Source organism: Nitrospira sp. T9 (genome assembly GCF_052156535.1).
Classification (GTDB): domain Bacteria; phylum Nitrospirota; class Nitrospiria; order Nitrospirales; family UBA8639; genus Nitrospira_E.
Genome location: NZ_JBQKUP010000039.1, coordinates 119,947 through 145,530, shown reverse-complemented (window position 1 = coordinate 145,530; position 25,584 = coordinate 119,947). Strand labels below are relative to the sequence as shown.

At 49.0% G+C, this 25,584-nt stretch carries 15 protein-coding genes and 3 pseudogenes; 11 read left to right on the top strand and 7 right to left on the bottom strand.

What is annotated here, in order from left to right:
• Positions 1-278 precede the first annotated feature (278 nt).
• Positions 279-1,085 (top strand): right-handed parallel beta-helix repeat-containing protein, encoded by an 807-nt coding sequence (locus ACTRXD_RS16595; RefSeq protein ID WP_442432900.1) that lies wholly within the window; start codon positions 279-281, stop codon positions 1,083-1,085.
• Positions 1,086-1,194: 109 nt separating this feature from the next.
• The gene (locus ACTRXD_RS16590; RefSeq protein WP_442432899.1) at positions 1,195-1,635 is read left to right on the top strand and encodes a hypothetical protein; all 441 of its coding nucleotides are present in this window, start codon (positions 1,195-1,197) and stop codon (positions 1,633-1,635) included.
• 23 nt (positions 1,636-1,658) lie between these two features.
• On the opposite strand, the gene priA is transcribed toward ACTRXD_RS16590, so the two are convergent.
• From priA to ACTRXD_RS16560, 6 genes and pseudogenes are all read right to left on the bottom strand, one after another.
• Complete coding sequence (priA, locus tag ACTRXD_RS16585) at positions 1,659-3,974, bottom strand: replication restart helicase PriA (RefSeq protein WP_442432898.1); 2,316 nt, start codon at positions 3,972-3,974, stop codon at positions 1,659-1,661.
• Between the two features lie 616 nt (positions 3,975-4,590).
• Positions 4,591-5,979 (bottom strand): sigma-54-dependent transcriptional regulator, encoded by a 1,389-nt coding sequence (locus ACTRXD_RS16580; RefSeq protein ID WP_442432897.1) that lies wholly within the window; start codon positions 5,977-5,979, stop codon positions 4,591-4,593.
• A gap of 3 nt (positions 5,980-5,982) precedes the next feature.
• Positions 5,983-7,908 (bottom strand): ATP-binding protein, encoded by a 1,926-nt coding sequence (locus ACTRXD_RS16575; protein WP_442432896.1) that lies wholly within the window; start codon positions 7,906-7,908, stop codon positions 5,983-5,985.
• A 332-nt stretch (positions 7,909-8,240) separates the two neighbouring features.
• Positions 8,241-8,880 (bottom strand): annotated as a pseudogene (locus ACTRXD_RS16570) (sodium/proton antiporter); the annotation flags it as partial.
• Between the two features lie 6 nt (positions 8,881-8,886).
• Positions 8,887-10,686 (bottom strand): SulP family inorganic anion transporter, encoded by a 1,800-nt coding sequence (locus ACTRXD_RS16565; protein WP_442432895.1) that lies wholly within the window; start codon positions 10,684-10,686, stop codon positions 8,887-8,889.
• Positions 10,687-11,039: 353 nt separating this feature from the next.
• Positions 11,040-12,431: an alginate export family protein gene (locus tag ACTRXD_RS16560; RefSeq protein WP_442432894.1), complete on the bottom strand. Its 1,392-nt coding sequence runs from the start codon at positions 12,429-12,431 to the stop codon at positions 11,040-11,042.
• Between the two features lie 907 nt (positions 12,432-13,338).
• Between ACTRXD_RS16560 and ACTRXD_RS16555 the strand changes: the two genes are divergently transcribed.
• From ACTRXD_RS16555 to ACTRXD_RS16525, 7 genes and pseudogenes are all read left to right on the top strand, one after another.
• On the top strand, positions 13,339-14,727 hold the full coding sequence (locus ACTRXD_RS16555) for a sigma-54-dependent transcriptional regulator (RefSeq protein WP_442432893.1): 1,389 nt from the start codon (positions 13,339-13,341) through the stop codon (positions 14,725-14,727).
• A gap of 746 nt (positions 14,728-15,473) precedes the next feature.
• A pseudogene (locus ACTRXD_RS16550) lies at positions 15,474-16,064 on the top strand (hypothetical protein).
• Positions 16,065-16,207: 143 nt separating this feature from the next.
• Positions 16,208-17,776, top strand: a pseudogene (locus ACTRXD_RS16545) (IS5 family transposase).
• 766 nt (positions 17,777-18,542) lie between these two features.
• Positions 18,543-19,118 carry a Tll0287-like domain-containing protein gene (locus tag ACTRXD_RS16540; protein WP_442432892.1) on the top strand — a complete coding sequence of 192 codons (576 nt, stop codon included), beginning with the start codon at positions 18,543-18,545 and terminating at the stop codon, positions 19,116-19,118.
• Positions 19,119-19,294: 176 nt separating this feature from the next.
• Positions 19,295-20,986 (top strand): SulP family inorganic anion transporter, encoded by a 1,692-nt coding sequence (locus ACTRXD_RS16535; RefSeq protein WP_442432891.1) that lies wholly within the window; start codon positions 19,295-19,297, stop codon positions 20,984-20,986.
• 43 nt (positions 20,987-21,029) lie between these two features.
• Positions 21,030-22,376 (top strand): SLC13 family permease, encoded by a 1,347-nt coding sequence (locus ACTRXD_RS16530; protein ID WP_442432890.1) that lies wholly within the window; start codon positions 21,030-21,032, stop codon positions 22,374-22,376.
• Complete coding sequence (locus tag ACTRXD_RS16525) at positions 22,373-22,822, top strand: CBS domain-containing protein (RefSeq protein WP_442432889.1); 450 nt, start codon at positions 22,373-22,375, stop codon at positions 22,820-22,822. Before ACTRXD_RS16530 ends, ACTRXD_RS16525 begins: the two co-directional genes overlap by 4 nt.
• 57 nt (positions 22,823-22,879) lie before the next feature.
• On the opposite strand, the gene ACTRXD_RS16520 is transcribed toward ACTRXD_RS16525, so the two are convergent.
• A complete protein-coding gene (locus tag ACTRXD_RS16520) occupies positions 22,880-23,341 on the bottom strand; it encodes a hypothetical protein (RefSeq protein WP_442432888.1) in 462 nt (153 codons plus the stop codon).
• A 208-nt stretch (positions 23,342-23,549) separates the two neighbouring features.
• Between ACTRXD_RS16520 and ACTRXD_RS16515 the strand changes: the two genes are divergently transcribed.
• Both ACTRXD_RS16515 and ACTRXD_RS16510 read left to right on the top strand, forming a co-directional pair.
• On the top strand, positions 23,550-24,563 hold the full coding sequence (locus tag ACTRXD_RS16515) for a zinc-dependent peptidase (protein ID WP_442432887.1): 1,014 nt from the start codon (positions 23,550-23,552) through the stop codon (positions 24,561-24,563).
• Positions 24,564-24,711: 148 nt separating this feature from the next.
• Complete coding sequence (locus tag ACTRXD_RS16510; RefSeq protein ID WP_442432886.1) at positions 24,712-25,575, top strand: universal stress protein; 864 nt, start codon at positions 24,712-24,714, stop codon at positions 25,573-25,575.
• The last annotated feature ends 9 nt before the right edge of the window (positions 25,576-25,584 follow it).

The window sequence follows — 25,584 nt, the reverse complement described above, 5'->3', positions numbered from 1 at the left end:
TAATTCTTCGAACATTAAAAATACCTTTGGACAAAAAAGACTTTAGAATTTATTTTTTGTACAAGTGAAAAACCAAAGCAATTTCAATACCAGAATTGGAAATGGCAAAAATACAGGCATTTTTCCTTTGGATTTTAGATAATGAAATGCCAATCTAAGAGTTTTCTGTATGGTTCACCCTTCGGTTTGTATTGGTCTGTTTGAGGACGTTCAATACATTTACACCGTAGATTTCATGGCCCCAGTTTGACGGAACAATTTTGAAATAGGAGATGGCCTTGTCCACTGAACAATCACCTCTTCACGAACCGCCACCCAATCCTTTCGGGGGAAAAACGTTAATTGTAGATGTGGAGCGCCCGGGTTGCTTCACCCTACCCAGCGAAGCTCTCGCTCACGCGCAACAAGATGATCAAATATTCATTCGACCGGGGGTTTATGAAGATCGGTTGGTAATGACTGAGCGAACCATCCATCTGGTCGGCGCCGGTCGGGACCAGGTCACAATATTCAACCGGCGGAGCGGTCCTTGCTATCTTCAACGAGTTTCCGGCGGACGGATCAGTGGCATCACGTTTCGGTATGTGGGTAGCGACCAACATTCCGCCCTGAATATTTTAGATTCGGTGTGCACCATATCTCACTGTAGGGCTACAGAAGGGCTTTTATCCGGAGTCGTTATTTATGGACCGGATTGCCGCCCGACCTTGCTCGACAACGAGATCTCTCATAATCGGGAGTCCGGTATTTTTTCGTTTGCCGGAGCTCAACCGTATCTCCGCGAAAATACATGTTTTGGAAATCATCATTTTGGAATGGCCGCACGGGACGAGGGCACTCGACCCGATATGATTAAAAACATCTGTCGGGAAAATATGCTAAGCGGCATTCTTCTCTTTCACCTCGCCAAGGCCCTTATCCTCGAAAACACTTGTGAAGAAAATGCACATTGGGGAATCGTCCTCACGCCGGATTGTGAACCCACACCAAAATCTGATGACCTCCCTCAGTCAAACCTTTTGGCACGTAACCCTCGCGGTGCCTATACCCTCACCACCGAACCTTTGAGTGATATTGGTCGCTAGATCGAATTCCCGCACGGTTGGTCAGTCACCAAAACCATACAGGATGCTGGGCAACGAGAGTCTATGATATGGTGGGCAACGTTGACAGGACTTTTCAGGACGATTCAAGATGAATGATCAGGTGTGGCATCAACTGAACGCTGTGTTGGGTAGCCTCACCGTGACGGTGGGACTCTGGTTATTAGTGGGAGCCTTATCGGTACCTATGGGGATGGCTCTGGCCATCGGATTAGCCCTCCTTTTGGCCTGGAAAAGTCCCTCTATTGGAACTATCTGGGCAATTTCCACACTCCTTTTAGGAGTGGAAAGTTTGGCGTGGCCCATCATGCAAATGGCCGATCTTCAAAAGCTGGGACCCGAACCTCCGTTAGAAGAATTGGAACGGATTTTCACCGCCGTGCTGTTTGGCCTGTTTTCCGGCGTGTTCTGGATGACCTTTGCCTATGGCATTTTCAAACGCACTCGAGAGAAGAACACCTCGACCTCCCCTTCAACCACCCTTCCCAAAACAAAAAACCAGAAGAAACAGTCAAGAAGGCGATCAGGCTAATCCCTTATAAGGCCAAACCCCTCCTATTGAATATCCATAGGGTCCACATTAAATTCAACGACGACAGGATCTTTGGGAAATTCTGCTTCATACTCCCGCTGAAGGCTTTGAAGGCCTCGCTGTGCTTCCAATAAATCAGCCGTTTTCATCAAAAAGATTACACGATTTTTCTTGATCCGTCCTGGTTTCTTAGATGCCATCGGACCCAGAACCATTGGGGTTCCCATGCCCCCTTTTCCCGCTGCACCTGGAGGTCTTTTCCCTTCAAAATCCTTCAATCGTTGATGGAGAAAGTCCACGACTTTTTGCACGCGTGACGCCTGCTCCCCCGTCACAACCAATAATATTAGGTGGGTAGCCGGGGGATACCCTAAGAGATCACGCAACTCCAGCTCCTGGTCATAAAACATTCGAGGACACTGGTGCGTAATGGCTGTGAGTACATGATGATCAGGAATCCGGGTTTGGAGAATTACCTCTCCGGGCTCCTGTCCCTTCCGGGCCAAACTGAGAGCCTTCGACAACATCTGAAAGGTTCGTTCGGCTGACCGGAATTCAGGAATATGGAGCCCAAAATCAGCTTGGGGAAACCCAATGACCGGCGCCGTAGGTGGATCTGATTGATGAACTAAAAATTCCGTCCCGATCATTACCCCAATATCCCTCTGCCGGAATTGGCGTAACATCCTATCAGCCGCGTCGGGGGTTTTTACATTCTCCCGATCGAACCGAGCAACCGGAACCGCCGGAAAAAGTCGCCTCACCTCTTCTTCCAGTCGCTGCGTTCCCATGCCGGAAAATCGAAACACCCTGCCCTGACACGTGGGGCAGGTTTCAGGGGTTGGTTGAATTCCCTCACAGTAGGTGCACACCAAACGGGAAGGTCGCTGATAGAGTTTCAAGGCCACTCCACAGGTGGGACAGCTCGGAGCCTTTCCACAATCCCGGCACACCAGCGCACCGGAAAACCCTTTACGATTGAGAAGTAAAATGACTTGCTCCCCTTCGTCTAAGGACCGCGTGATCCTGGTGATTAAAGCCGGGGACATGATGGTCTCATACGGTAAGGTCCGTAAATCAACCATATTCACATGGGGAATCTGCTGTGAGGAGCGTTCCAATGCCTCACCGACCTGCTCTGTATATCGTCCGTAGAGTTCCAAGGAAGGCGACCTCGAACCATACACGACGAGAGCCTGGTCACATTCTCCACGCATTCGCGCGACTTCCCGGGCGTGAAAATACGGAAGATGCTCATCTTTGTAGGACGGATCCTCCTCCTGATTGATCCAAACGAGCCCCAAATTTGGAACTGGCAGAAATAGTGCTGATCGAGTCCCCACCACGACCTGCACGTCGCCCTGTCGAATTCTTTCCCATCGAGCAGCACGAACTATTTTCGAGAGATGGCCATGATAGACCTCAACCTGAATATTGCCAACACGTCGTATCTGTTCGCCAAGGATTTCGGCTTGTTGAACTTCTGGAGCAAGGATGAGGACGCGACGGTCTTTATTCAGAATGGTCTCAATTATCGTGAACAACAGATCCTGTCGAACCAATTCCGATCCCACCACAGGCACCTCCTGAAAACCGCCGGCTTGGACGGCAGAGAACAACTGTTTCCATTTCCGGTTGTCTTTAAAACTGGACGCCGAACGTTGAAGAGATTCCGGGAGTTCACCTGATTCTTCAGGAGAATCAAATAGCCCTCGGGAAACTGAATGCATGGAGTTTCGTCCAACTCTGATTCCACGAACCGGACTTTGAGCCTTGGACCCTGAAGGCAGGGTCGTCTGTTCAATAATCCATCCCTTCTTTTTCGCACGAGTTAATATATCTGAACCATTTTTTATCGTTCGCATAAGAGACGATCGGAGTAATCCCCTGGAAGCCTGTTCTAACTTGCGAAGCATCAACTGGACGTCAGATGCCAGCGAGCGATCCAGTAAGGCCTGGCGGCCGTCGTCCGTTAAGGATATTCGCCTTCCTACTGGTATCGAATGTGGGGGGACAATTAACCGCAAGCATGCGGCGAGAGGAGCCAGATAATAATCAGAGATTTTTTCTACCAGCTGAAGAAGGTTGTGCTCCAAAGGACGGTTCCCGGCATCTGCCTCCAACGAAAGAATGGCACGTAACGATTTTTGATGGAGCTTCGTCTGCTGGGAATAAGGGTTTGGTGCTTCAAAGAGCGTAACGACCACTCCAGAGACGACAGTAGAGCCTAAAGGGACCACCACGGGACTTCCCACATACAACAGGGAAAGCAGATGGGGAGGAACTTGATAGGTAAAAACCTGGAACCGTCTGGCCGGCAGGACAACGTCAGCAAGCATGAGTGATTACGGATTTCATGAGCATACAATTCTAACAGCGAGTTGTTCTGCCTACAACGCTATTCCACCTCAGCCCTCAGATCAACAAATATATTTGGAGCCACAAGAAGGTAAGCCTTGAGTCGATGAGTTTCCAACCGACTTGCGTGCTCATCCTCATAATCACGGCCTACCATGCGAGGTAAAAGAAAACCAGATTATCATGCTCCATCCCTGAAGCTTTCAGCATTCCCATTTGATACGGCATCTTGACGATTTCGATGAAAACAGGAAAGATTGAACCGCCCGGCTGGAATCCTTTCCAGCTGGTTAGGAAAAAATCGGTCGGTTCACAGGCTTTTGCCCCTACAACACACCGGAAGAGAAATAACCACTGAAGCCATACAATCGGAGGAGGAGGATAGCAAGATGGGAGGCTTGGGAACACTGGGAATCTTGGCTCTGTTGATTGGAATCATTGGTATCGTTGTTCTTGTAAAAAGTCGAAAAAAAATCCAATAAGGACCGGACAATTCCCCCTGGTCACCTCAAGGCATCAATTTGTTCCCTTGTTCTGAGGAGACGAACATATAAACACCTTCATTTGGGGGATTATTTCAGGCACCAACAGATAAGATCAAAACTCCGGGATTTTTTTGAGCCGGCGGTCCAAAGCGAAGCGAGTAATGCCAAGATATTTGGCAGCGAGACTTTTATTATAATCAGATAACCGCATGACTTCTTCAATCAAATCGCTTTCAATGCCAGCAAGGGATTGCTCTCCGAGAATCATTTCCATGCGCACCACCTTTTGATCCCCTCGAGTGACCGCATTTACTGAGGAACGGGCCTCTTCATGGACTTCACGAGGCAAATCCCCTTCCGTCAAACTTTTTCCACGACAAAAAATAGCCGCACGCTCCATAATATTTTCCAGTTCACGAATATTTCCCGGATAGGGATAGCGCTCCAACAGTCGTTGGGCCTCCGGCTCAATAGCCGAAACCTCTTTGCCAAGGTCACTGCTTTGTCGAATCAACGTCGCAAGTGCCAGAGGGATAATATCTTCTATCCGATTCCGTAATGGTGGGAGATTCAATGACACCACATTCAGCCGAAAAAACAAGTCCTCCCGGAACCTGCCTTGCGCCACATCTTTGCGCAGATCCCGATTGGTGGCCGCAATCAGGCGAAAATCCACCTCAATATCCTCTTGTCCACCCAACCGTTTAAACGAACGCTCCTGTAACACTCGAAGCAATTTCGCCTGCATGGAGGGATTGAGGTCTCCAATCTCATCTAAAAAAAGCGTCCCGCCTTCCGCCTGCTCACATAGACCGGGTTTACGCTGGTTCGCACCCGTGAAGGCCCCACGCTCATAGCCAAATAATTCACTTTCAAATAATTCCTGAGGAATGGCTGTGCAATTCACCCCCACAAAGGGACCTTTGTCCCGAGGCCCGTTATGATGAAGGACTCGAGCGACAAATTCTTTCCCCGTTCCCGTTTCTCCAAACAGGAGAACCGTCGTTTTCAAATTCTTCGCCATTTCCTGAATTTGGCCAACCAATTCCTTCATACTGGGACTATTGGCAATCAAACTGTTGAAGGCATATCGACCAGGCCTATCCTGCGTTTCAAAATCGATACGGCGCCGTAGGGACAGATAGTCAAGCGCACGATCGATCACAGGTTCCACACTGGAGAAATCGACGCTTTTAATCAGAAAATCATAGGCCCCGAGTTTGATGGCTTCCACTGCATCTTCCACCGTGCCATAGGCTGTGAGGAGAATGACCAGGGACTGTTGAGATTTCGCACGAATATGCTTGAGAGTCTCCAGTCCGCTTAACCCGGCCATTTTCAAATCTAATAGAATGAGATCTGGCGCATCATGATCAAGGGCTTCCAATAAGGCCTCTCCCGAAGCAAAGCTTCGCACATGATGGTGTCGTTTTGCGATCCGTCGGCTGATGGCTTGCCGAACCACATCATCATCATCCGTCACAAAAATGTTCGCGCGCATGGGTTACACCGTGGGAAGTTGGGGTTGGCAAACGCAAGGCAGCCACCATGTCATGGTGGTCCCAATACCTGACTGACTTTCCGCATGGATCTCTCCTCCATGGGCTTCAATAATATTTCGACAAATCGGCAGTCCCAGTCCAGTTCCACGATGCTTGCCGGTGGTAAAAAACGGCTCGAAAATCCGAGGGAGAGCACTTGGACTGATTCCCTTTCCATTATCTTGGACTTTAATACGCAGTCCCGGTATTCGTTCAATGGTTTCCTCCTCAACGGACAGACGAAGACATCCGCCCTCCGACATCGCCTCAACGGCATTTTGGATCACATTTAGCAACACTTGCTTCAGTTGATCTCGATCAGCTTGGATGGAATTCAGTTTGGCAGGCGGATGAAAATCGATCTGAATGGCCTTTTGTTTGATGGGTTCATTGAGGACCTGCAAAGACTCCTGTATCAGATCTTGCAATTGAAAGGTTACCGGGAGCAAGTCTCTTGGTCGCGCAAAGTCAACAATTTGATTCACAATGCGATCCAGTCGTCGGGTTTCCTTGAGAATGGTTACGAGATCTTCATGCCGAGAGTCACCATCAGGAAAATCTTCCATCAGCAACGTCGTGGTTGACCCAATACCCACCAGCGGGTTTCGAATCTCATGGGCAATGCCTGCAGCCATTTGTCCCAATGTGGCCAAGCGGTCAGACCGGTTTAATTGTGCACGCATATACTCTAAAGCCGTGATATCCACATTGAACCCCTGGTATACCATGGTCTGCCCACCGTGATCTTGAATTGGAACCGCGCGACATAAGACCTTGCGCACAGCTCCGTCTGGATGCAAGAAGCGAAGGACCCGCTCAAATGGCTCACTTTGGTGGCAGGCATCTTGAAAAGTTTCCCGCACCCCCTCCCGATCGTCCGGATGAATCGCTTCCCACATATGTTCAGGATCCAACACCTCATCGGGATTCCTCCCAGCCAGGACCCAATTCTGCCGGTTGCTAAAAATCAGATGATCTTTTTTTGCGGTGAATATTCCGATGGGCGCATAATCCACAATCCCTCGATATTTGGCCTCAGAAGAAGTTAAATCCTGGTTCAGCGTTCGGAGTTCCTGTTCGGATTGTTCAATACGCCGGATATGATTCCGGATTTGGGTTCCCATTGTCTGCATGACTTTCGTCAATTCGCCAATTTCATCGTCTCGTTGGAAAACTGGAATATTCGGAATATTCCCTCCGGAAACATTTTCCACTGCCTTGACCAAGGTCGTTAATGGTCCTGTAATGGACCGCGCAATGAGATGAAGAGGCACCAGCAACAAAATCAACGCCAACGACCCTCCCCACACGACCACCCCCATCAGGGCCGCCCGGTCTGCGGCACTACTCCCAAGGGCGTGTTGCAATTGCGTGACTTCTCGCCGATCAAATCGAGCCATTTCTTCACGAATGGCAAGCATGAGGATACGCCCTTTTTCACTCTCGACATAGTCCGTGGCCTCCTGCGGAAAACCCGCCTTGACCCGTTCAATCAGCCGGTCTTTGTCATTCATCAATTGTTCGACCATTCCTTGAACAGTTTCGATTACCTGTCGCTGATCCTCAACAGACTTGACCATCTGTCTCAATGAATTCCCGAGTAACAACACTCGTTGCCTGGCTGCCAAATAGGGCTGCAAAAAGGGAGTCTTTTGAGTCAGAATAAACCCGCGAAATCCGGTTTCGAGATCCACAACCAAGCGCATATATTCAGCCGACGCGCTTTGTACCAGATACACATCATTCAGGCGATCTTCATCCAGAGAAAAAGTCTGAACGCTTCTATAGGTCACCAGGCTCAAAATCAAGACGGCCAAAACCGGGACTCCGGAGACTAAAAGTAGCTTTCTGGCAATCGGAAGATTTAAAAATAATTTATTGAGAGACATAGCGAATTCTCCGAAATTCTCTTACAATCCCATCAAATCTTTGGCTAACAGGCCTGACACAGCCTGATCCTCAGGCCACTATACCCCAATAGCTGGTCTAATCTCATTATGGGAGGTCTCCAACCTAAGATCATTCCTCTACTTAAAGTCTATTGCTTGAACAGGTTGACCCGGTGGTCCGCTCCCAACTCACGGAGAAAGATTCCCTGGTCAGATTAGGGGAGTCTGTGATCACAGGCGGAAATACATGGCCGGCCATCTTGCATTGTGAAAATCGGGGAGCCTGCACGCATGAGGAAGAGGTAAGAGGTAGACGCACCCAAGACTTACTTTTAAAAGATTGAACCAGCCATAGATGCGGAAATCCCTTGAGCTGAATGGGGTGCTGCTACAGCCGCCACATGATGCGTCAAGACCCCTTGTGCATAGTACGTTTCCATTACTGGTTGCAACAACCCATACACAGCCAGGAGTCCCCCGAGGATCATGGTGACCGTATAGGGAAGAGCTATCCACACCATCCGGCCATACGAAAGGCGAATAAGTGGGGCGAGAGCGTACGTCAACAGAAAAAGAAAGGCCGTCTGCCCATTTGGAGTGGCCACACTAGGAATAGTGTCCCCGTGTTAATAGCGACCGCCAAAAGATCAAATTGATCACGGGAAATCACTCCCTGATGAAATGCCCGCAGCACCTGTTCTATATAGATCGTGGCGACAAATATGTTGCCGCTGATCGCGGAAAGAAGGCCCTTGGCCATAAACATGCCGATTTGGTGCCCACCATCCCTAGACAGAACTTATTGGATAAAGTCTCCAAAAAGTTGTTGCTCCTGGATCACCACCACAACCGAAAAAACACTATAAGGAGGGCCGTAAACGGGAGAGCCTCTTAAAACGCTTCCCCCAAATGATGCTCCTCAATAATGCCATTCAAGGCCATCACTCCCATGACTCGCAAGCGAGCAAAATGACCATGCTACCCTCCCGTCAATACCGGTTCTTTGTGGGTTTGTAGCCTAACCTCCACGGCCTTCTTTTCCACGATCTGCATAGCGGTATCTAAAGCCTCATTAAAATGTGTGCAGATATAGTCTTTCTTCAGTCTGGAAAGCTCATTTAAATCGGCAAGAATTTGTCGGGTTCGAGGGGACATGCCGGCAGTTAACACTGCCACCCCGCGACTGTTGGCAGCTTCAATTAAATCGCCTAACGCATAAGCACCCGACAAATCCAATTCATCCAACCATTTGCAACGAATGATGAGCACATCTTTGCTGTCAAGATGTTCCACCGTCTCGTTCAGCCAATCGATCGCACCGAAAAATAATGGACCGTGAGGACGGACGATGATAATCCGGTCTCGAACGATATGCTCAAAACGACCGCTCAGCTCTCCTATATTGGCCCCATTCTGGCTTATTTTTCTGGCATAATCCCTGGCGAAGGAAAAAATGAGGTCTTCTTCTTCCTGTTTTACATCTTCATCCCGCTGACTGAGATCGGCTTTATAGCGATCAGACTGGTCTTTTACAAAACGGAAAAACGCCACTGCAAGTCCCATCGCCATGGCAGACAGGAGATTCCAAAACACCGTCATGAAAACCACCAGACCAAATACCATCAAATCAGAGTTGGGCAATCTCCGAACCACCGGCAGCACCCGCATATCCAGAATGTCATACCCCGCCTTGAGAAGAATCCCCGCCAAAGCGGAAAGAGGAATGGATGCGGCAAGGGAACCCAGACCGAGAATGAAGGAAAGCAGGACCAGTCCCATCGTTACCGAAGCCAACCGGGTTCGGGCTCCGCTCTGGATATTCACGACACACGGCATCGTATTGGTGGCTCCACTCAACCCTCCAACCAACCCCGAAAAGAGATTAGCTGATCCTTGGGCCACCAATTCTCGGTCGCTGTTGTGATGAGTGCCGGTCATATTATCAACGATGAGACAGGTCAGGAGACTATCGAATACACATAATCCGGCCAAAGCCGCAGCCGGGACAAAGGCTTTTTCCAGAAGCGTAAGATCGGGAAGGTACAGGTCAGGTAAGCCCGTGGGAATATCTTCTATTTTCGGAATGTCTAACCCGAGGGCAACCGTAGTTACCGTGCCGGCCAATAATCCGATTAATGGACCTGGCAGCCAGGTCACTGGAGAAATTTTCGGCCAATACACGACGATGAGTAAGGTCAACACCCCGACTCCCACTGCCACAGGCGACGCATGGGCTAAACTGGAGGGTAATTCCGTGATGGCTGAAGTAATACTTTTGACGCCGGGAAGTCCCAAAAATGGGTTGAGTTGCAACAGCATGTACAACACACCCAAACCCGTCATAAATCCCGAAATAACTGAATAGGGAGTAAACTTGATAAATTGCCCGAGCTTCAACAGGCCCATCACAATTAAAAGAAAGCCAGCTAAGGCAACGGTGGTAAACACGAAAACCAGATCGGGACTCCCATTGGCCAATTGATTGGTTTGGGTCATGGAAAGGATTTGGATCGTTAGCGGCCCCGTGGGCCCACCCACCGACCACGCTGAGCCACTTAAGGGACCCGCAATAAGGCCGGCGGCCACTGCCGACCACATGCCCGCAATCGCTCCCAGCCCGGAAGCCACGCCAAAGGCCAGTGCCATGGGGAGCACCACCATGGCTACCGTGATCCCCGCCAACACATCCCCTCTCACATTGCTGGCAATCCCTTTAAAATTATCTTTAAAATTAAAATCTTTAAGATATACACGAATACCCGCAATCAGGTGCTCCATTCCTAATTTCCTCCGACTCATTCGCCTAATTCGTCATCACCTAAACAAAAAGACAAAATTTTCCTTTAAAATTTACAACAAGCTTCACGCGCAACTTACATGCCAATAATCGAACCATGAGGGTTCATAGAAATTCCTTTGATTTTTTCTTTATATTTTCAATAATATCTGTGCCCAGATCCCCTCCAAATTAAAGACAAAATTTTTTCGCTAAGGCCTCCTGTGCGAATTCGTACGGTGTGAACTGTGCGAAATAACTCCCAATACGACATGAACAAAAAAAGAGGAAATTTCCCTTAGTAGGAAGGATGAAGAGAGGGGCAGGTGAAAACCTATCAGGATTAACCGAGGAATTAAAATGTCAATGTCGCCATGGTATAGACATAATTGACATCGGCCGTCCCAGGACTTTGTGGCACTCGATCGAAATAGGAGCCTTTGAAAAATCGCGTATATCCCACCTCAAAAGTTGTATGTCGGAAATAACCGGCCTGAGGGGCCCACGTTATTGAGCTATCCAACATATTACCAAGGAAAGTGCCTGCTCGACCGGTCGGATCCTGCAGACCGCTACCCACAAAAGGGCCGCGGCCATCTGCCAGCCAGAAGGTGCGATAAGATACCATCATTCTGACCGTGGAGATCGGTTGGAGAGTCGAGCGAAACCCAAGAGGTGAAAAAATATTGGATGGAAAGATGATTCCCAAAATTCCGCTTGGTCCATATTCTGCCCGGCGTTTTGCGAACAAGAAATCAAAATTCTTTTTCGGGTTCTTGTCTCCGGACGAGTAGTCGAACAGATAGACAAATCTCAAGGGCCATTCAGTCGCAAAACTATAGCCCACCTCACCATGATGTCGATGTGCAAAGTGATTCGTATGATCGACCTCTCCAACCTGGTACATTGATTCTATCTCGTAATCAAATTGCTCTTTTGCAGGCTTGGAAAATACTCGAAATCCCATAGTGGAAAGATTACGTTTTTGAAGATTACTCCCCTCATTTAATTGAAAAATATATAACTCCCCATTAGCCCAGGGGACATGGCGGCTGGAAATCGCCGCACCGGAAAAGTAGCTAATGGGGCTAGTCCAATCCGGGCTAACCGTATGACGTTGGACCGGTTGCGTGACAAAGGCCCGGAGACCCCAATCAGAGCGTATATCTCCCCCAAAGGTTAATTGCACACCATCAAATGATGGAGTAAAGCTTCCAAAACGATGCCCTGCTATGAGACGCCCTTTTCCAAAATCCATGACTAAACGGCCGACTTCAAGCTTGCCTGAGGTCCCTGTTCCCAAAAAATTCTGTGACACCAAGTCAAGATGGAGTTGAAAAATATCCAGATGATCCACAAAATTGGGATCGTGATCCTGCCCCCGATCCGCCACGGGGGCTCGAAAATCTGCGAGTTCCAGTGTGAATCGAATAGGATCCCAAATATCCTTAATTCCCAACAAAATCCTCGTCCGCTGCGCAACCATCTGATTACTTCCTGCTGTGCCTTTCGTAAAACTTTGATTAAACGTTTCATAGCGTGTTCGATGTTCAACTCCCAAATCCAGCCATTCCGGTGTCAGAGCAGAAAGAGTATTAGGCTGTTGCAAAACAGTTTTCAGGCGATCAAAATCACTCGAGAATTCTTTGGTATGAGTTCCATTTTCAGCCCCATGTGCAGGATTTTCCTCTAACAGACCTCCAAGCAGGAAAAGGAGGCCTAAACAAACCACTCCAATATTTTTCATCGAATCTCCATACTACAAGACAGAAGCCGATCATAATAATTTTCATTTTCAAAATTTTCCTATTCCTCTTTTGCTACGCAAAACCAGTACCAATTTCTAGACATCAAGGAATCTAAGAACGGCATTGGAGAAGCACAAACAATATAGGATGCATTCCTGCGCCTTAACCGTCAGGTTAAGGGTGGTGCAGTTGATTGCGATTGATTTGCAAAATTTGCCTTATGTTCCTATTATTTTGCCCTGGCTTCTGCCTTCATGCACAGTGACCAAAATCTGAAAAATGGTGCCATTTCACACATAACCCCCTGTGCATCATCGCACGCCGGCTGATCGTGTTCGGCAATAAGGCGCAAAATTTATTGATACGGACATGACTGATAATTGTGTGGAACCAACGAATACCATTGGTGGGGCTCAACTGTTGAACACAAAAATTCCAGAGGTGCCCTATGGGTATAGACTTTGCGTAATAGCGTTTGAAAAGAGGACGCGATAATGAACACAATAACTAAAGCATGATTGTTTATTGTTATTCTCGGGTTGGCGATCGGCATCTACCTGGCCGAAACGTACAACTACTTTGAAATGGTTGAACCTCTGCGCTATGCGGGGGAGCCATGGTGAGTGTGGCAACCAAAAAGGATATGCGACATCCAAACACATTGCCTTTACCTCATTCATGGTTCATGAGGCCCAGATCTTCCGAAAGTCAGTCCTGACAGTTATCCATTACCCATGAATTCAGGACGATGGCTGAGGCTCTCTTTCCAATTATTACAAAAGACCCAAACCGAAAAAATCACTGTTTCCAGAACTCCTCTGCGGTTGATATCGATGACCAAAGATGGGAAAGTACAATAAGATGGCGGTACAATTTTCTTTATTGATTTCCTAAACAAGGACTGCTATGCGTGCAACAATTTATGTGACCGACGATGATCAAAACGTATGTTCTGCGTTAAGTCGCCGGTTGGTGAAAAAAGGGCACCTTGTAAGAAGTTTCCATTCAGGACCCACGCTCATTGAGGCTTTGGAGCATGAACTGCCTGATTTGCTATTCCTGGATCTTAAAATGCCGGAAATGGATGGACTCGAAACCTTACGCCAAATTCGACAAAAGATCCCGAAAACCCTGGTTGTCATGTTGACTGCTTATGGAAGCGTGGAAGATGCGGTGGAGGCGATGCGGCTCGGAGCTTATGATTTTTTGATAAAATCCATTGATTTTTCAACGGTTGATCCAGCCTTACATCGAGCCATCACCTTCCTGGAGCTACGGCGTCGAATTGAGTTTTCTGCTTCTGAGAAACAACGTCAATATTCCTGGGAACATGTGATCGCCAGGAGTCCAGCCATGACCAAGGTCATTGAACAACTCAAATTTTTCGACACCCAAGACGTCCCCTTAGTGTTTCTTCAAGGGGAGGTTGGGACGGGAAAAGAATTCTTGGCACGCATTCTTCATTATAACAGCCACAAACAGCTCGGCCCGTTTGTCACCGTCAGTTGCAACGAACAGAGGGGATCACTCCTTGAACCTCAAATATTTGGATATGAACGCGGAGCATTTAGTGGTGCAAGCCAAAGCATGCCAGGAGCATTTGAACATTCCGATGGGGGTACCCTATTTGTTGATGAGATTGAACATCTGCCAATTCCCATTCAGGGATCATTGGCCGAGGCCATTCGTACACGTGCATTTTGTCGAATGGGAGGATTTGACCGACTCCCCATCAACAATCGACTTGTGGTGACCAGTTCGATTCCACTGGATCAACCGGGCTACCAGGAAATATTTCATCCAGAGTTACGTTCGCTACTCGAAAAACAGCAACTCTTCATTCCTCCCCTCCGGGAACGGAAAGAAGATATCATCCCTTTGGTGATCAAAACCATTCACGCCTATGGTGAAGAGATCGGCCGTCCAAAACTCGACATTGATTCTTCGGTACCTCCGCTATTGGATACGTACCAATTCCCTGGGAATATTCGAGAATTAGAGGCTATGATTCGCAGAGCGGTGTTGTGCTCGCAAGGACCTGTCCTTACTTCTCTGGATTTTTACTCTCAACATCCTGGCAGCGGAGAAGGTCTCCCTCCAAATACTGGTCGGGTGCTCTTTGAAATCGGCCAACACAGTCTACAAGATATTCAAGTCATGGTGATTAATGAGGTCTTGAGATTCACCAAGCAGGACAAAGAACAGGCGGCTGGCTATCTTCACATTTCTACACGGACACTGGATGAACATATTCAATTACGGAAAAACTTCTCCCACGAGACAGAGGGATCCTGAGAAAGTAGGCGGTAGTTCCTCCATTCATTCGCCTTTCCCTTTTGACACATTCTTCTTCTATTGATACGGGGTAAGATTCCTCTATACTCACTGAGCTCAAGGGCAGAACTTCAAGCCTTTGACAGGCAGTTGTTATGGCCCACCGATTGGTTTAAACACATTCGCCGGAACTTTCCTTCCACATATTATCATCCTCAATAATTCTCCACTGAAAAGGGCGTAAGAGGTTCTGAAGAAAGAGCCTTCCTTTCCAAACGCCGCCGAATTTTCCGCCTGGGAAAGATTTTTTACCAGTTCAATAGAGCTATGCATTGCAACCAACTATTGTCCTTACCTGAACCCGAACAATTATTATTCAAGAACTTTTAGCACTGTTCACATGGTGCGATCCCGCACCCATTCCCTACCGCTGCGTTGTCAAAGGAAAAGCAAATACCAATAAACCCAAGTAAATTCTTGTATTTTTCAGGGAAAAGCAGAGTCCAGGGCTGGCACTCCTTTTGCTTCGACCAATTCTTTATTGAGAATATTTACATTCCGAAAACTCATCGAAAAAGGAAAATGCGCCCATGCCGACTCTGTCAGCACCCGTTTCTCCTTCACCAAAAACTCCTCCAGGGTCCCTCGATTTCAAGAAAACCTTGGAAGGGAATTTTCCAGGTGCCTACCCCTCCGATGCCTTCGTGGAATATTCCCAATTCCGGTTACATCCTTTTGGCATGAATCAGACAAACTCAATCGCCTGAGTGAGCGTGTGTCGAGACGAAATTGCTACCCCATTCATGAACAGACTCCATAATGCCTGGAATGGAGCATTTAACTTTTCAAGTCTGGTCGGAATGTTGTATCTGGGTGTTATGGGATTTCAAGCGGCCCATCATCATGCACCCAATACTGATGGCAGAGAAAGATACGTATATTTTGCCTTTCCCCATATCGCCATTGATGAAAATGGCACTTTCGGAAATTGTCGCCGCACAGGGCGCCAAGCCCTGTCCCAAGCTTGTGGCGCATTGATTAGGATTCTCCAAGACCGTTCTCGAGGAGAAGCCAGCCTGGACCTGAATCCAGACGACGTGGAGCAGAGCCTCCTAACGCGACGCCTGTTTAGAAAATTTTGATTCGGAGAAATTCCCGGTTTGGTCACTTTGACCAAAGCCACCCAACATATCATCAGAGAAGATCTTGAACGGATGATCCAACTAACCGTCGATCCCAACAAAACGGACTATGCGGTATTTACCGGTGTGCAAATTCACGGTCCAACCCATAAAGACTGGATTTGGATCGAGACTTCTTATGTTTTCGTTGATGGGGAAAGAAATCCATTACTGTAAAAATTTAAAATCTTTTTTACTAATTAGGGCTTGCTGATAAAAGCCTAATGAGGTGATTCGAGCGGGCTTTTGCTTGTACAACCAGGGGTGCCGTGCACAGATATCGTCTTCCCACCCCCTAAAAGCTTGCACCAGGAGACTTCATGTATCGACAACCCGCTGTCAATCAGTTGGCCTTTGAAGATTTCATTCTGCCCTTTGGTGGGAAGCTCCGCCATGATAATCGTTAGGTGATGTTGGCCAAACAGATTCCCTGGGCCGCCGTTGAGACGGCCTATGCCTAACAGTTTTCCCAAGAGGACCTGGGCTCGCCGGCGAAGCCGTCCCGCCTCGCGCTGGGTGCCCTCATCGTAAAAGAACGGCTGGGGGTGACGGATCGTGAACTGGTGGAGCAGATTGCCGAAAACCCCTATCTGCAATACTTCTTGGGCCTCGTGTTGGTACTCCATGAGGCCCCCTTCCATCACTCCTTGCTCACCACCTTTCGCAAACGATTCACTCATGACAGCTTAGGAGCCATCAATGAGGCCATTGCCCAGCTGATTGCGGACGCCCAACCGACACCGGATGTCCCGCCCAACCCGGACCTGGTCGACGCAAAAGACAAGGACGAGCCCGCTTCCCCGAACGGCCAGTTGCTCGTTGATGCCACCTGTGTGCCCGCGGATATCACTTATCCGACAGACCTCAAGCTGCTGAACGACGCGCTAGAGAAAACGGAAGCCATCATCGATCATCTGCAGGCGTGTCGAGCCACTCCGAAGCAGAAGCCGCGCACCTATCGGCAGAAGGCACGGCAAGCCTATTTGCGCGTCGCCAAAGCGAAGAACCCAGGGAAGCAGAAACTCAGGAAAGGCCTTGGAGCGCAACTCCGCTATCTCCGGCGCAATCTGGGCGCCATTGCCGTCCTGGCGCAAGAAGGGCGACTTATGTCCTTACCCCGGACACACTACCGGCAGCTGCTGGTCATTCACGAACTCTATCGGCAACAGCGTTGGATGTACACACACCGCTGTCATCGCATTGCGGATCGCCTCGTTAGCCTTGGTCAGCCTCATGTCCGTCCCATCGTGCGTGGCAAAGCGGGCACTCCCGTGGAGTTTGGCGCGAAAATCTCGGTGAGCCTGGTGGACGGGGTCAGCTTTGTGGATCGCATCAGCTGGGACGCCTACAACGAATCCGTGGATCTCGTGCCACAGATCGATGCGTATCGTCGACGGTTTGGACATGATACCGCTTCGGTACACGTGGACCAAATCTATCGCACGCGTGAGAACCGTCGTGTCTGTGCCAGTCGAGGCATTCGCCTTTCCGGGCCGCCGTTGGGCCGCCCACGAACGATCACCGAGGCCACCGCCGAGCAGGTAAAACAGGATCGCCAACAGACTCGTAACGATGCGACCGCTCGGATGGCCATTGAAGGCAAGTTGGGAGAAGGCAAACGCCGGTATGGGCTCGGACGTCTGATGGCCAAGCTGGCGCGGACCTCCGAAACGATGATTCACGTGTCATTTTTGGTGATGAATTTGGAGCATCTCCTCACCCGAGCTATTTTTTCTTGGCTGTGTTCTTGGTGGCGGGACTGGAGGAGTATGTGGAACGGCCTGCTGGATACCTGGTGGCTCCAGATGCAAGCAAACTTCCGGGACTCTCGTGTCTATGGTGTCGAGGGCAAAGGGCCAAGGGATCCACAATTTCTCGCGGGATTTTGAGCGAATCATGGAACATGCTTTTTTCAGCAAGCCCTAATTAGACCTAGGACATCCGAGCCCCCATATCTTCACACCTGACATATCCTATTTCTGGCTACCCTTAGACATGGTAAATTTTGAAAATACTCGGTGATTTCTCAAAGGTTTCATCTTCTTAACCGCAGCGGCTTTCCAATTCTACCCACCCCTGTTTGGAGTTCTTTTCATCTATCCATTACCTTCCGATTTAGAGCGATATCGCACAGTCCTTACTTGATAAATCCGCTCGTTTTCATGGGTAGGAATGAATGCACTTTTTTTTTGACACATAACATATTGAAATAATTAATTAATTTATCAATCATCCCAATAAACACATTTGGCATTTGCCTTGCTTCTTTTAGCAGTCATACGAGATTAAAAGGTATTAGGAGGACGATAAAATGGAAGGCTTTACCCTTATTTTACTTATCACCTGGGCGGTACTTTCGAGGTTTTAACATGGAACATGTCCCTCTCATCGCAATTTTGACAATCATAGTCATTGCATTGATGAATCGATTGGGATTGGATTAATTTCCGTACCCCTTTGGTTTTTCCTAACTCTGTTGGTTGCTGCTCTTCGTCTGCTCTTGGCCCAACGTCTGATTGCCCTAAACACAATTTAAATTTTTAAAAAGTATGAGGTCTTGTTGATCTCCTGCTATAGTTTTGTATAACTCCCACTCAAGCAAAGAGTAAACTTGTACAAAAAAATGGTATGTAGGTCCACAAGTTAGGTAAATTTATGACCCGTCAGTTCTATTTCATACTTCTTTTCTCCATTCTCATTTCCTTGGGAATTGGTGTGGGTATCGGAGGGCGACTTGTACCACAGGAGGGCATGCCTATTCGTGTGGTTGCAAACTATTTACATGCCGTTCTTCAAGCAGACCGGACCTTTTACACCCAACATGTCGTGGAACGGATGGAAGACATGCTAATTGTGACCGCAACGGAAAATTGGCGGGAAGAACGGACATTGCCTTTGCCCGCACAATTTTTCAAAGAAGCCTCCCGTGGATTACAGGTTGCCGGCAAACCGTTTCGATACCGATTGATGGGTCTTTGGCCATTGAACCCGGAGAATGCGCCTCACAATGACCGTGAACGTAAAGCCCTGGAACAAGTTGTGGAATATGGAGAAGTGACTGAACAAGAAATCCAGATAGACAACCAGTCTTATTATCAAGCTATTTTTCCTGATCGAGCGGTGAGCCGAGCCTGCGTCAACTGCCATAATGCGCACAAGGAAAGTCCCAAACGGGACTTTAAATTAAATGATGTCATGGGAGGACTGGAAATTTTAATTCCCCTTAAGTAACCTTTACTGTATAAAAAATTCAGCCCTTTTCGGTCACCTCCCTCTCCCAAATCTTATTCATTTTTTCCATGTTGTCCTTTGGAAAACCTTTTTCGCTTCCCACTTGACGAAGAACAGTGGGATAGAGTGAAATCCTCGCCCAGTTTGTCTTCATCTTTTATCCTAGGATATGCCCTATGGGGCTTGTTCACGGGTTACATTTCAACAACCTTCGCGGTGATATCTACGGAGGGATGGTTGCCGCTGTCGTGGCCCTACCGTTGGCGCTCGCTTTTGGCGTCGCCTCTGGATTAGGAGCCATTGCCGGTTTATACGGGGCGATATTCGTCGGATTTTTTGCTGCACTTTTCGGAGGTACCCCCGCTCAGGTTTCCGGCCCCACGGGCCCCATGACTGTGGTGATGGCTGGAATCGTCACAATCTTCGCAGGCAATCCTGGTTTGGCCCTGATGGGCGTAATTCTTGGCGGTGTCTTTCAAATCCTGTTGGGACTTTCCAAGGTGGGACAGTACATCGCGTTGGTCCCATATCCGGTGGTCTCCGGGTTCATGAGCGGCATCGGCTGTATCATTCTCATTTTGCAATTGGGCCCCCTGGTTGGCCATGCTGCCAGCCCCGAAGGTGTAGTCATGACACTCAAGGCAATTCCGGGATTTTATGGAAATCCGGTGTGGGATGCCGCCATTTCCGGAGTCCTTGTTTTGGCCATTATGTATTTGACTCCCGGTAGGATTGCAAAGGTGACTCCTCCTTCTTTATTGGCCCTCCTCGTGGTTACCCCACTCGCCTATGCTTTTCTTCCTGATGCTCCTACCATCGGAGAGGTTCCACGGGGATTCCCCACCCCTCTCATGCCAACATTCACCTGGGACACCTTGCAAATCGTACTGGAATCAGCGGCCATCCTGGCTGTATTGGGAGCAATCGACAGCCTATTAACCAGCCTGGTCTGCGATAACATGACCCGGACCCAACATGACCCGGACCGTGAGCTTATCGGCCAGGGCATAGGGAACATGGTCGCCGGGGTATTTGGAGGTCTCCCAGGCGCCGGAGCCACCATGCGGTCGGTAGCCAATATCCGAACCGGAGGACGGACACCGATCTCCGGCGTACTTCACTCCATAATTTTATTGGCAGTTCTTTTGGGACTTGGTCCTTTGGCCGAGAAAATTCCCCTAGCCGTTCTCGGCGGCATCCTTTTCAAAGTTGGCCTTGATATTATTGATTGGCGGTTCTTACGACACATCCTGCAAGCCCCCCGTATCGATGTCGTCATCATGACAGTAGTGTTACTGACCACCGTTCTCGTGGATCTCATTACCGCCGTGGCGGTGGGAATGGTCTTTGCCAGTCTGTTCTTTGTCAAACGCATGGCGGATTTGGAGCTGGCTAATCTCCACATCGTGACGAATCCAACTCCCAGCACCCCTCTTTTACCGGAAGAAGCCACAATTCTGGAACAAGCCAATGGGAAAATTCTCTTGATTCATGTGGATGGCCCCATGAGCTTTGGATCGGCCAAAACCATGGTCCGCCGCTTGGAAACCGTCCCGGGCTTTAATACGTTTTCTAGCGTAGTTTTGGATTTATCCAAAGTCCCGGCCATTGACGGGACAGCAGCGTTGGCGGTGGAAGATATGTTGAATATCGTCAAGGCCCACCACCAACATCTCTTCTTCGTGGGCATGCAGCCTCACGTGACCAAGGCATTGGATGGCTTGGGAGTGCTGGTGCAGATTCGGCCTGGCCATCGCTTTGCCAGCCGTTTGGATGCTCTGCAGAAAGCCTCCTTGGTAGAAGGAGCCCCCTCTCAGGACCCATCACAACCTTCAGCACCAAACAAAAATCTTCCTGCGACTCCCTGAACAGGCCCGCTTTTTTGACCCTGAAAATTGGGTTTTTAGAAATATGCACGAGACACCTATCCAGACCATCTTTGGGTTCTCCCCACTTTGGGTGGCTACATCAATTTTAATATTGACCTATGCCGTCATTATCGCTGAACGGTTTAACCGGGCGATTGTAGCGCTTCTTGGAGCCGCTGCCGTTATTGGAACAGGAGTCCTCACACAGGACCAAGCGATTCAAGGCATTGATTTCAATACCATCGGCCTACTCACCGGCATGATGATCCTGGTCGGAATTACCAAAGAATGCGGAATCTTTCAATTTCTGGCGATCAAAGCCGCGAAGGCGGCCAAGGGCAGTCCGTGGGGCATCCTGGTTATGCTTTCAATTGTGACCGCTGTGCTCTCGGCATTTTTGGATAATGTCACGACGGTGCTGTTGGTCGCTCCCGTTACCTTGCTTATTGCTGACGAGCTGAAAATCAATCCGTACCCTCTGCTCTTTGCAGAGATTAATGCCTCCAATACAGGTGGCACCGCTACGTTGATTGGTGATCCCCCCAACATTATGATCGGCTCTGCCACCAGTTTGACATTTAATGATTTTGTGATTCACCTGGCTCCCGTCGCCATTGTGGCCTTTAGTGCCACACTCATTCCACTTTGGTTTATGTTTGGAAAAACCATGTTCGCATCACCGGAAGCTCGAGCCCGCATTATGGCTTTTAACGAATATGAAGCCATTCGGGATGTCGGTCTATTGAAACACTGCCTCCTGGTCTTTAGCCTGGTTATTCTCGGATTTATCTTAGCCCATTCAATAGGCATGGAACCCGCCACCATTGCACTGGGTGGCGCCGCCCTGCTCCTGTTACTGGTCACATTTTCCTTAGACAACGAACAGGCAGGGCATAAAGTTCATGCATTATTCGGACAAGTGGAGTGGATTACCATTTTCTTTTTCTGCGGCTTGTTCATTATCGTCACCGGTGTGGAACATACCGGCCTTTTACAGTCCATTGCCGATTGGACCTTAAGTCTCACCGCAGGAAATTTCATGGTTACGACCCTGGCTATTCTTTGGGTTTCGGCTATTCTTTCCGCTATTGTGGATAATATACCCTTTGTGGCCACCATGATTCCTATGATCAAAAGCATGCTCCCGGTCTTTCAGCAGGCCGGGATTCCACTTGAACAGGCCGAAACCCTCTGGTGGGCATTGTCGTTGGGTTCGTGCTTAGGAGGAAATGGGACACTGGTGGGAGCCTCCGCCAATTTGATTGTGGCGGGGATTGCGGAACGCAATGGCGTGCCATTTCGATTTCTGCCCTTTTTGAAAATGGCATTTCCGCTCATGATCTTACAAATACTGATCAGCACCCTTTACATTTGGATGAGGTATTTATGAAGGCTCAGGACATCATGATCCGCCAGCCACATACCATCCATCCACAATGTACGATCGGGGAAGCCCTTCGCCAAATGGCGGATCTGCGCCACCAAGACTTACCGGTCGTGGATGAGAAAAAGATGTTACTGGGAACACTGAATTTCTGGCAGATTCTTGAACGGGCCATGCCTTCCTACATTTCTCAAGGGGATCTTCCCGATGTTCGTTTTGCTCCGGACCTTGCCCAGTTCCACGAACGGCTTGGAGAACTTAAACCCAACCCGGTCACGCAGGTGATGAACCCCCATCCTCCATGTGCCCGGCCGGATGACTCCGTACTGGCCTGCGCAGCCTTGATCATGAAAATTCCTAAAACCGTCTATTTACTGCCCGTGGTGGAAGGAGATCGTCAACTGGTGGGAGTTATTTCTGCTTGGGACGTCATTAAGGAAATCGCGGGGTAGAAGGCAAGGCAGGACATGGCTGCATCATCCTTTGTTCAGCTCCTGACTCCTCCCGGTTCAAGGACCCGTATTAAACGATTCCGTATATACTTCAACTTGATCGATCACCCACCTGCCCTCAGGATTCTTCAGCAGGACATACAATTCATCCTGCGGCTGATCACCCATCAGCGTGATAATGTGAGCATGGACAATCACGTGGGCTTCTTTTCCCACCATTTTTTCATGGGCTATCTTGGCACGCACATATTTCAACTGGAGGTCCCGAAGATACGGACCTCGGATGGCAATCCATTCTTCTTTGGATACACCTTCTCTAAAGGCCGTTGTCGTCAGCTCAGCGGCCCGTTCCATATTACCCGGGTAGACTTCAACCCACTGTTCCACCACCTGGCGAGGTGTGGAAAAAGATGGCTCTTGAGACCCCGCTATCCCGCCACCGACCACGCACACGGCAATCGCTAGGCAGGTCCCTGCCCCCCACCAGACAACCCCACGCCCTTTGCCTTTTGACTTCATGGTAGAGTCCCCCTTATCTGGCAAATTCCGGACATCTTGAAAGAGTCCTTGGCCATATCAATGTACTAAAATAGGTAGGTCCAGGGGGAAAAATGAAATGCTGTGCCAAGCTTGCAAGGTCATTTCATTGCCCCTCACAGGTCCTTTTGTAAACATCGAGAGTGCCACGAAAATTGGTAACGTAAAGAAAATTTAGGGTTTACTCAACATGGCACCATTGACTAATAAGCCTGGAATACATCAGAGGGAAAAACCTCACCCCCAGGAACATCTCACACATGTCCTAGCCATCATCTTTACCAGCATTGTGTGTTTTCTCGTCTTCGCCATCCTTTGGCCAAATCAACCGTCTCCACTCGACATCGTCATACGATTTCTGGGCATCGCGCTGGGCGGCGCCTGGTTGTACCGCTTCCTGACTCGTCATATTCGGCACCGGGCGATGATTCGTCAAGCCCCGTTTCCTACCGAATGGGAAAAAATTCTGGCACAGCATGTCCCATTCTATCAGGCGCTTTCTCTCCGCGACCAAAACCGATTTCGAGAAGTAGTCCATATTTTTCTTCGTGAGAAGCGAATCACCGGCATCAATACGTCGGTTGATGACACCGACCGGGTATTGGTTGCAACAAGTGCCATCATTCCCATTTTTGGATTTCCAGGCTGGGAATGGGAACATATCAGGGAAATCCTGATTTACCCGAGCTCCTTCGATGAGGGGTATCAAATGGGATCAGCTCAAGAGCACCCTATATCAGGCATGGTTGGAACAGGGGCGATGAACCGCATGATGATTTTGTCCAAACCGGATTTATTACAAGGATTTCTCCAACCCTCACACGGACATAATGTGGGTATCCATGAGTTTACCCATTTATTGGATAAATCGGATGGCACCGTAGACGGGGTTCCTGAGATTGCCTTGCCCGGCCGAGCCATTAAACCCTGGCTCAACCTGGTTCAGAATGAAATGAACAAAATCCGAAAGGGGCATTCAGACATCAATCCCTATGGGCTTACGAACGAGGCGGAATTTTTCGCGGTGGTCTCGGAATATTTTTTTGAAGAACCGATGAAGATGAAACAGAAACATCCTGCACTCTATGCAATGTTGAAACAGATCTTTCGCCAGGATCCCCAATCACGAATTACGGGGGCCCTCAAGACCATGCTCCGCCCGAAACAGGCTTCCCCAAAACATGGAAGCTCAACAATTCTTTGAGCCTTTTGGTGACATCTCGACTTGAATGCCTGACTCAAGATAAAAAACATGCAGCGCTGACCAAAGACCCAAGCCCCAGACACAGGCCGTCTAAAAAGGCAGGACCATGCACGATCACCATGAAAAGATGAAAGAGGAGAAATGAACAATGCGAGTACTCCTGGGCACTGATGGATCGGAACAATCCTCCCACGCCACAAAGGCTGTTATGAGTTTAACCTCAGTCAGCACCCTGACCATTCTGCACGTTATTGATCTCCCTCGGTTAACATTTTCTATGCTCGGGCCTGAAATTGCCTATGACCTGTCGAAAGTCGCTGAAGAAGCACTTCGCAAAGACGGTGAGCAGGCTTTAACACGCAGCAAGACTCTCCTTTCAGACAAGGTGAAATCGCTGGAAACCCGATTGGAAGAAGGCTCACCGGCCGAGCTCATACTATCGGTGGCCCAGGAAGAACACACCGAGCTCATTGTGATGGGCGCTCGTGGTAGAGGGCAGGTAGAGGAGCTTTTTCTGGGGAGTGTTTCGCAACGGGTTCTGACCCACGCAGTCTGTCCAGTCCTGATCATCAACGGGCCATTAATGGAAATCCAGAAAATTCTGATTGCCATCCAAAGCCCCGCTGACATTCAAAAGGTGCAACAGTTTTTGACGAAACACCCCTTTCAACCACAGACAGAGATCACGCTCCTGTCGGTGGTTCCACTTCCACGTTCCCTCTTTCGCGGAGGGGTCTCTGCACCGGAGGACAAAATCGAACAGGCTTTAGAGAGCACCGAAACCTTTCTTGAGCAGGCCGTCAGTCAACTCAAGGGCTGTTACGATTCAGTAAAGGGATATGTGGGATTAGGAGCCCCGGCGAATACGATATTGGAACAGGCCTCAATCACGGAACCAGATCTCCTGGTGATGGGAATGCACCACCCTTCAACGATCACTCGGTTTGTGTTGGGCACCGTGTCCCATACCGTGCTCCACCAGGCAACGCGATCCATTCTCGTAATTCGGTAAACAGGACGG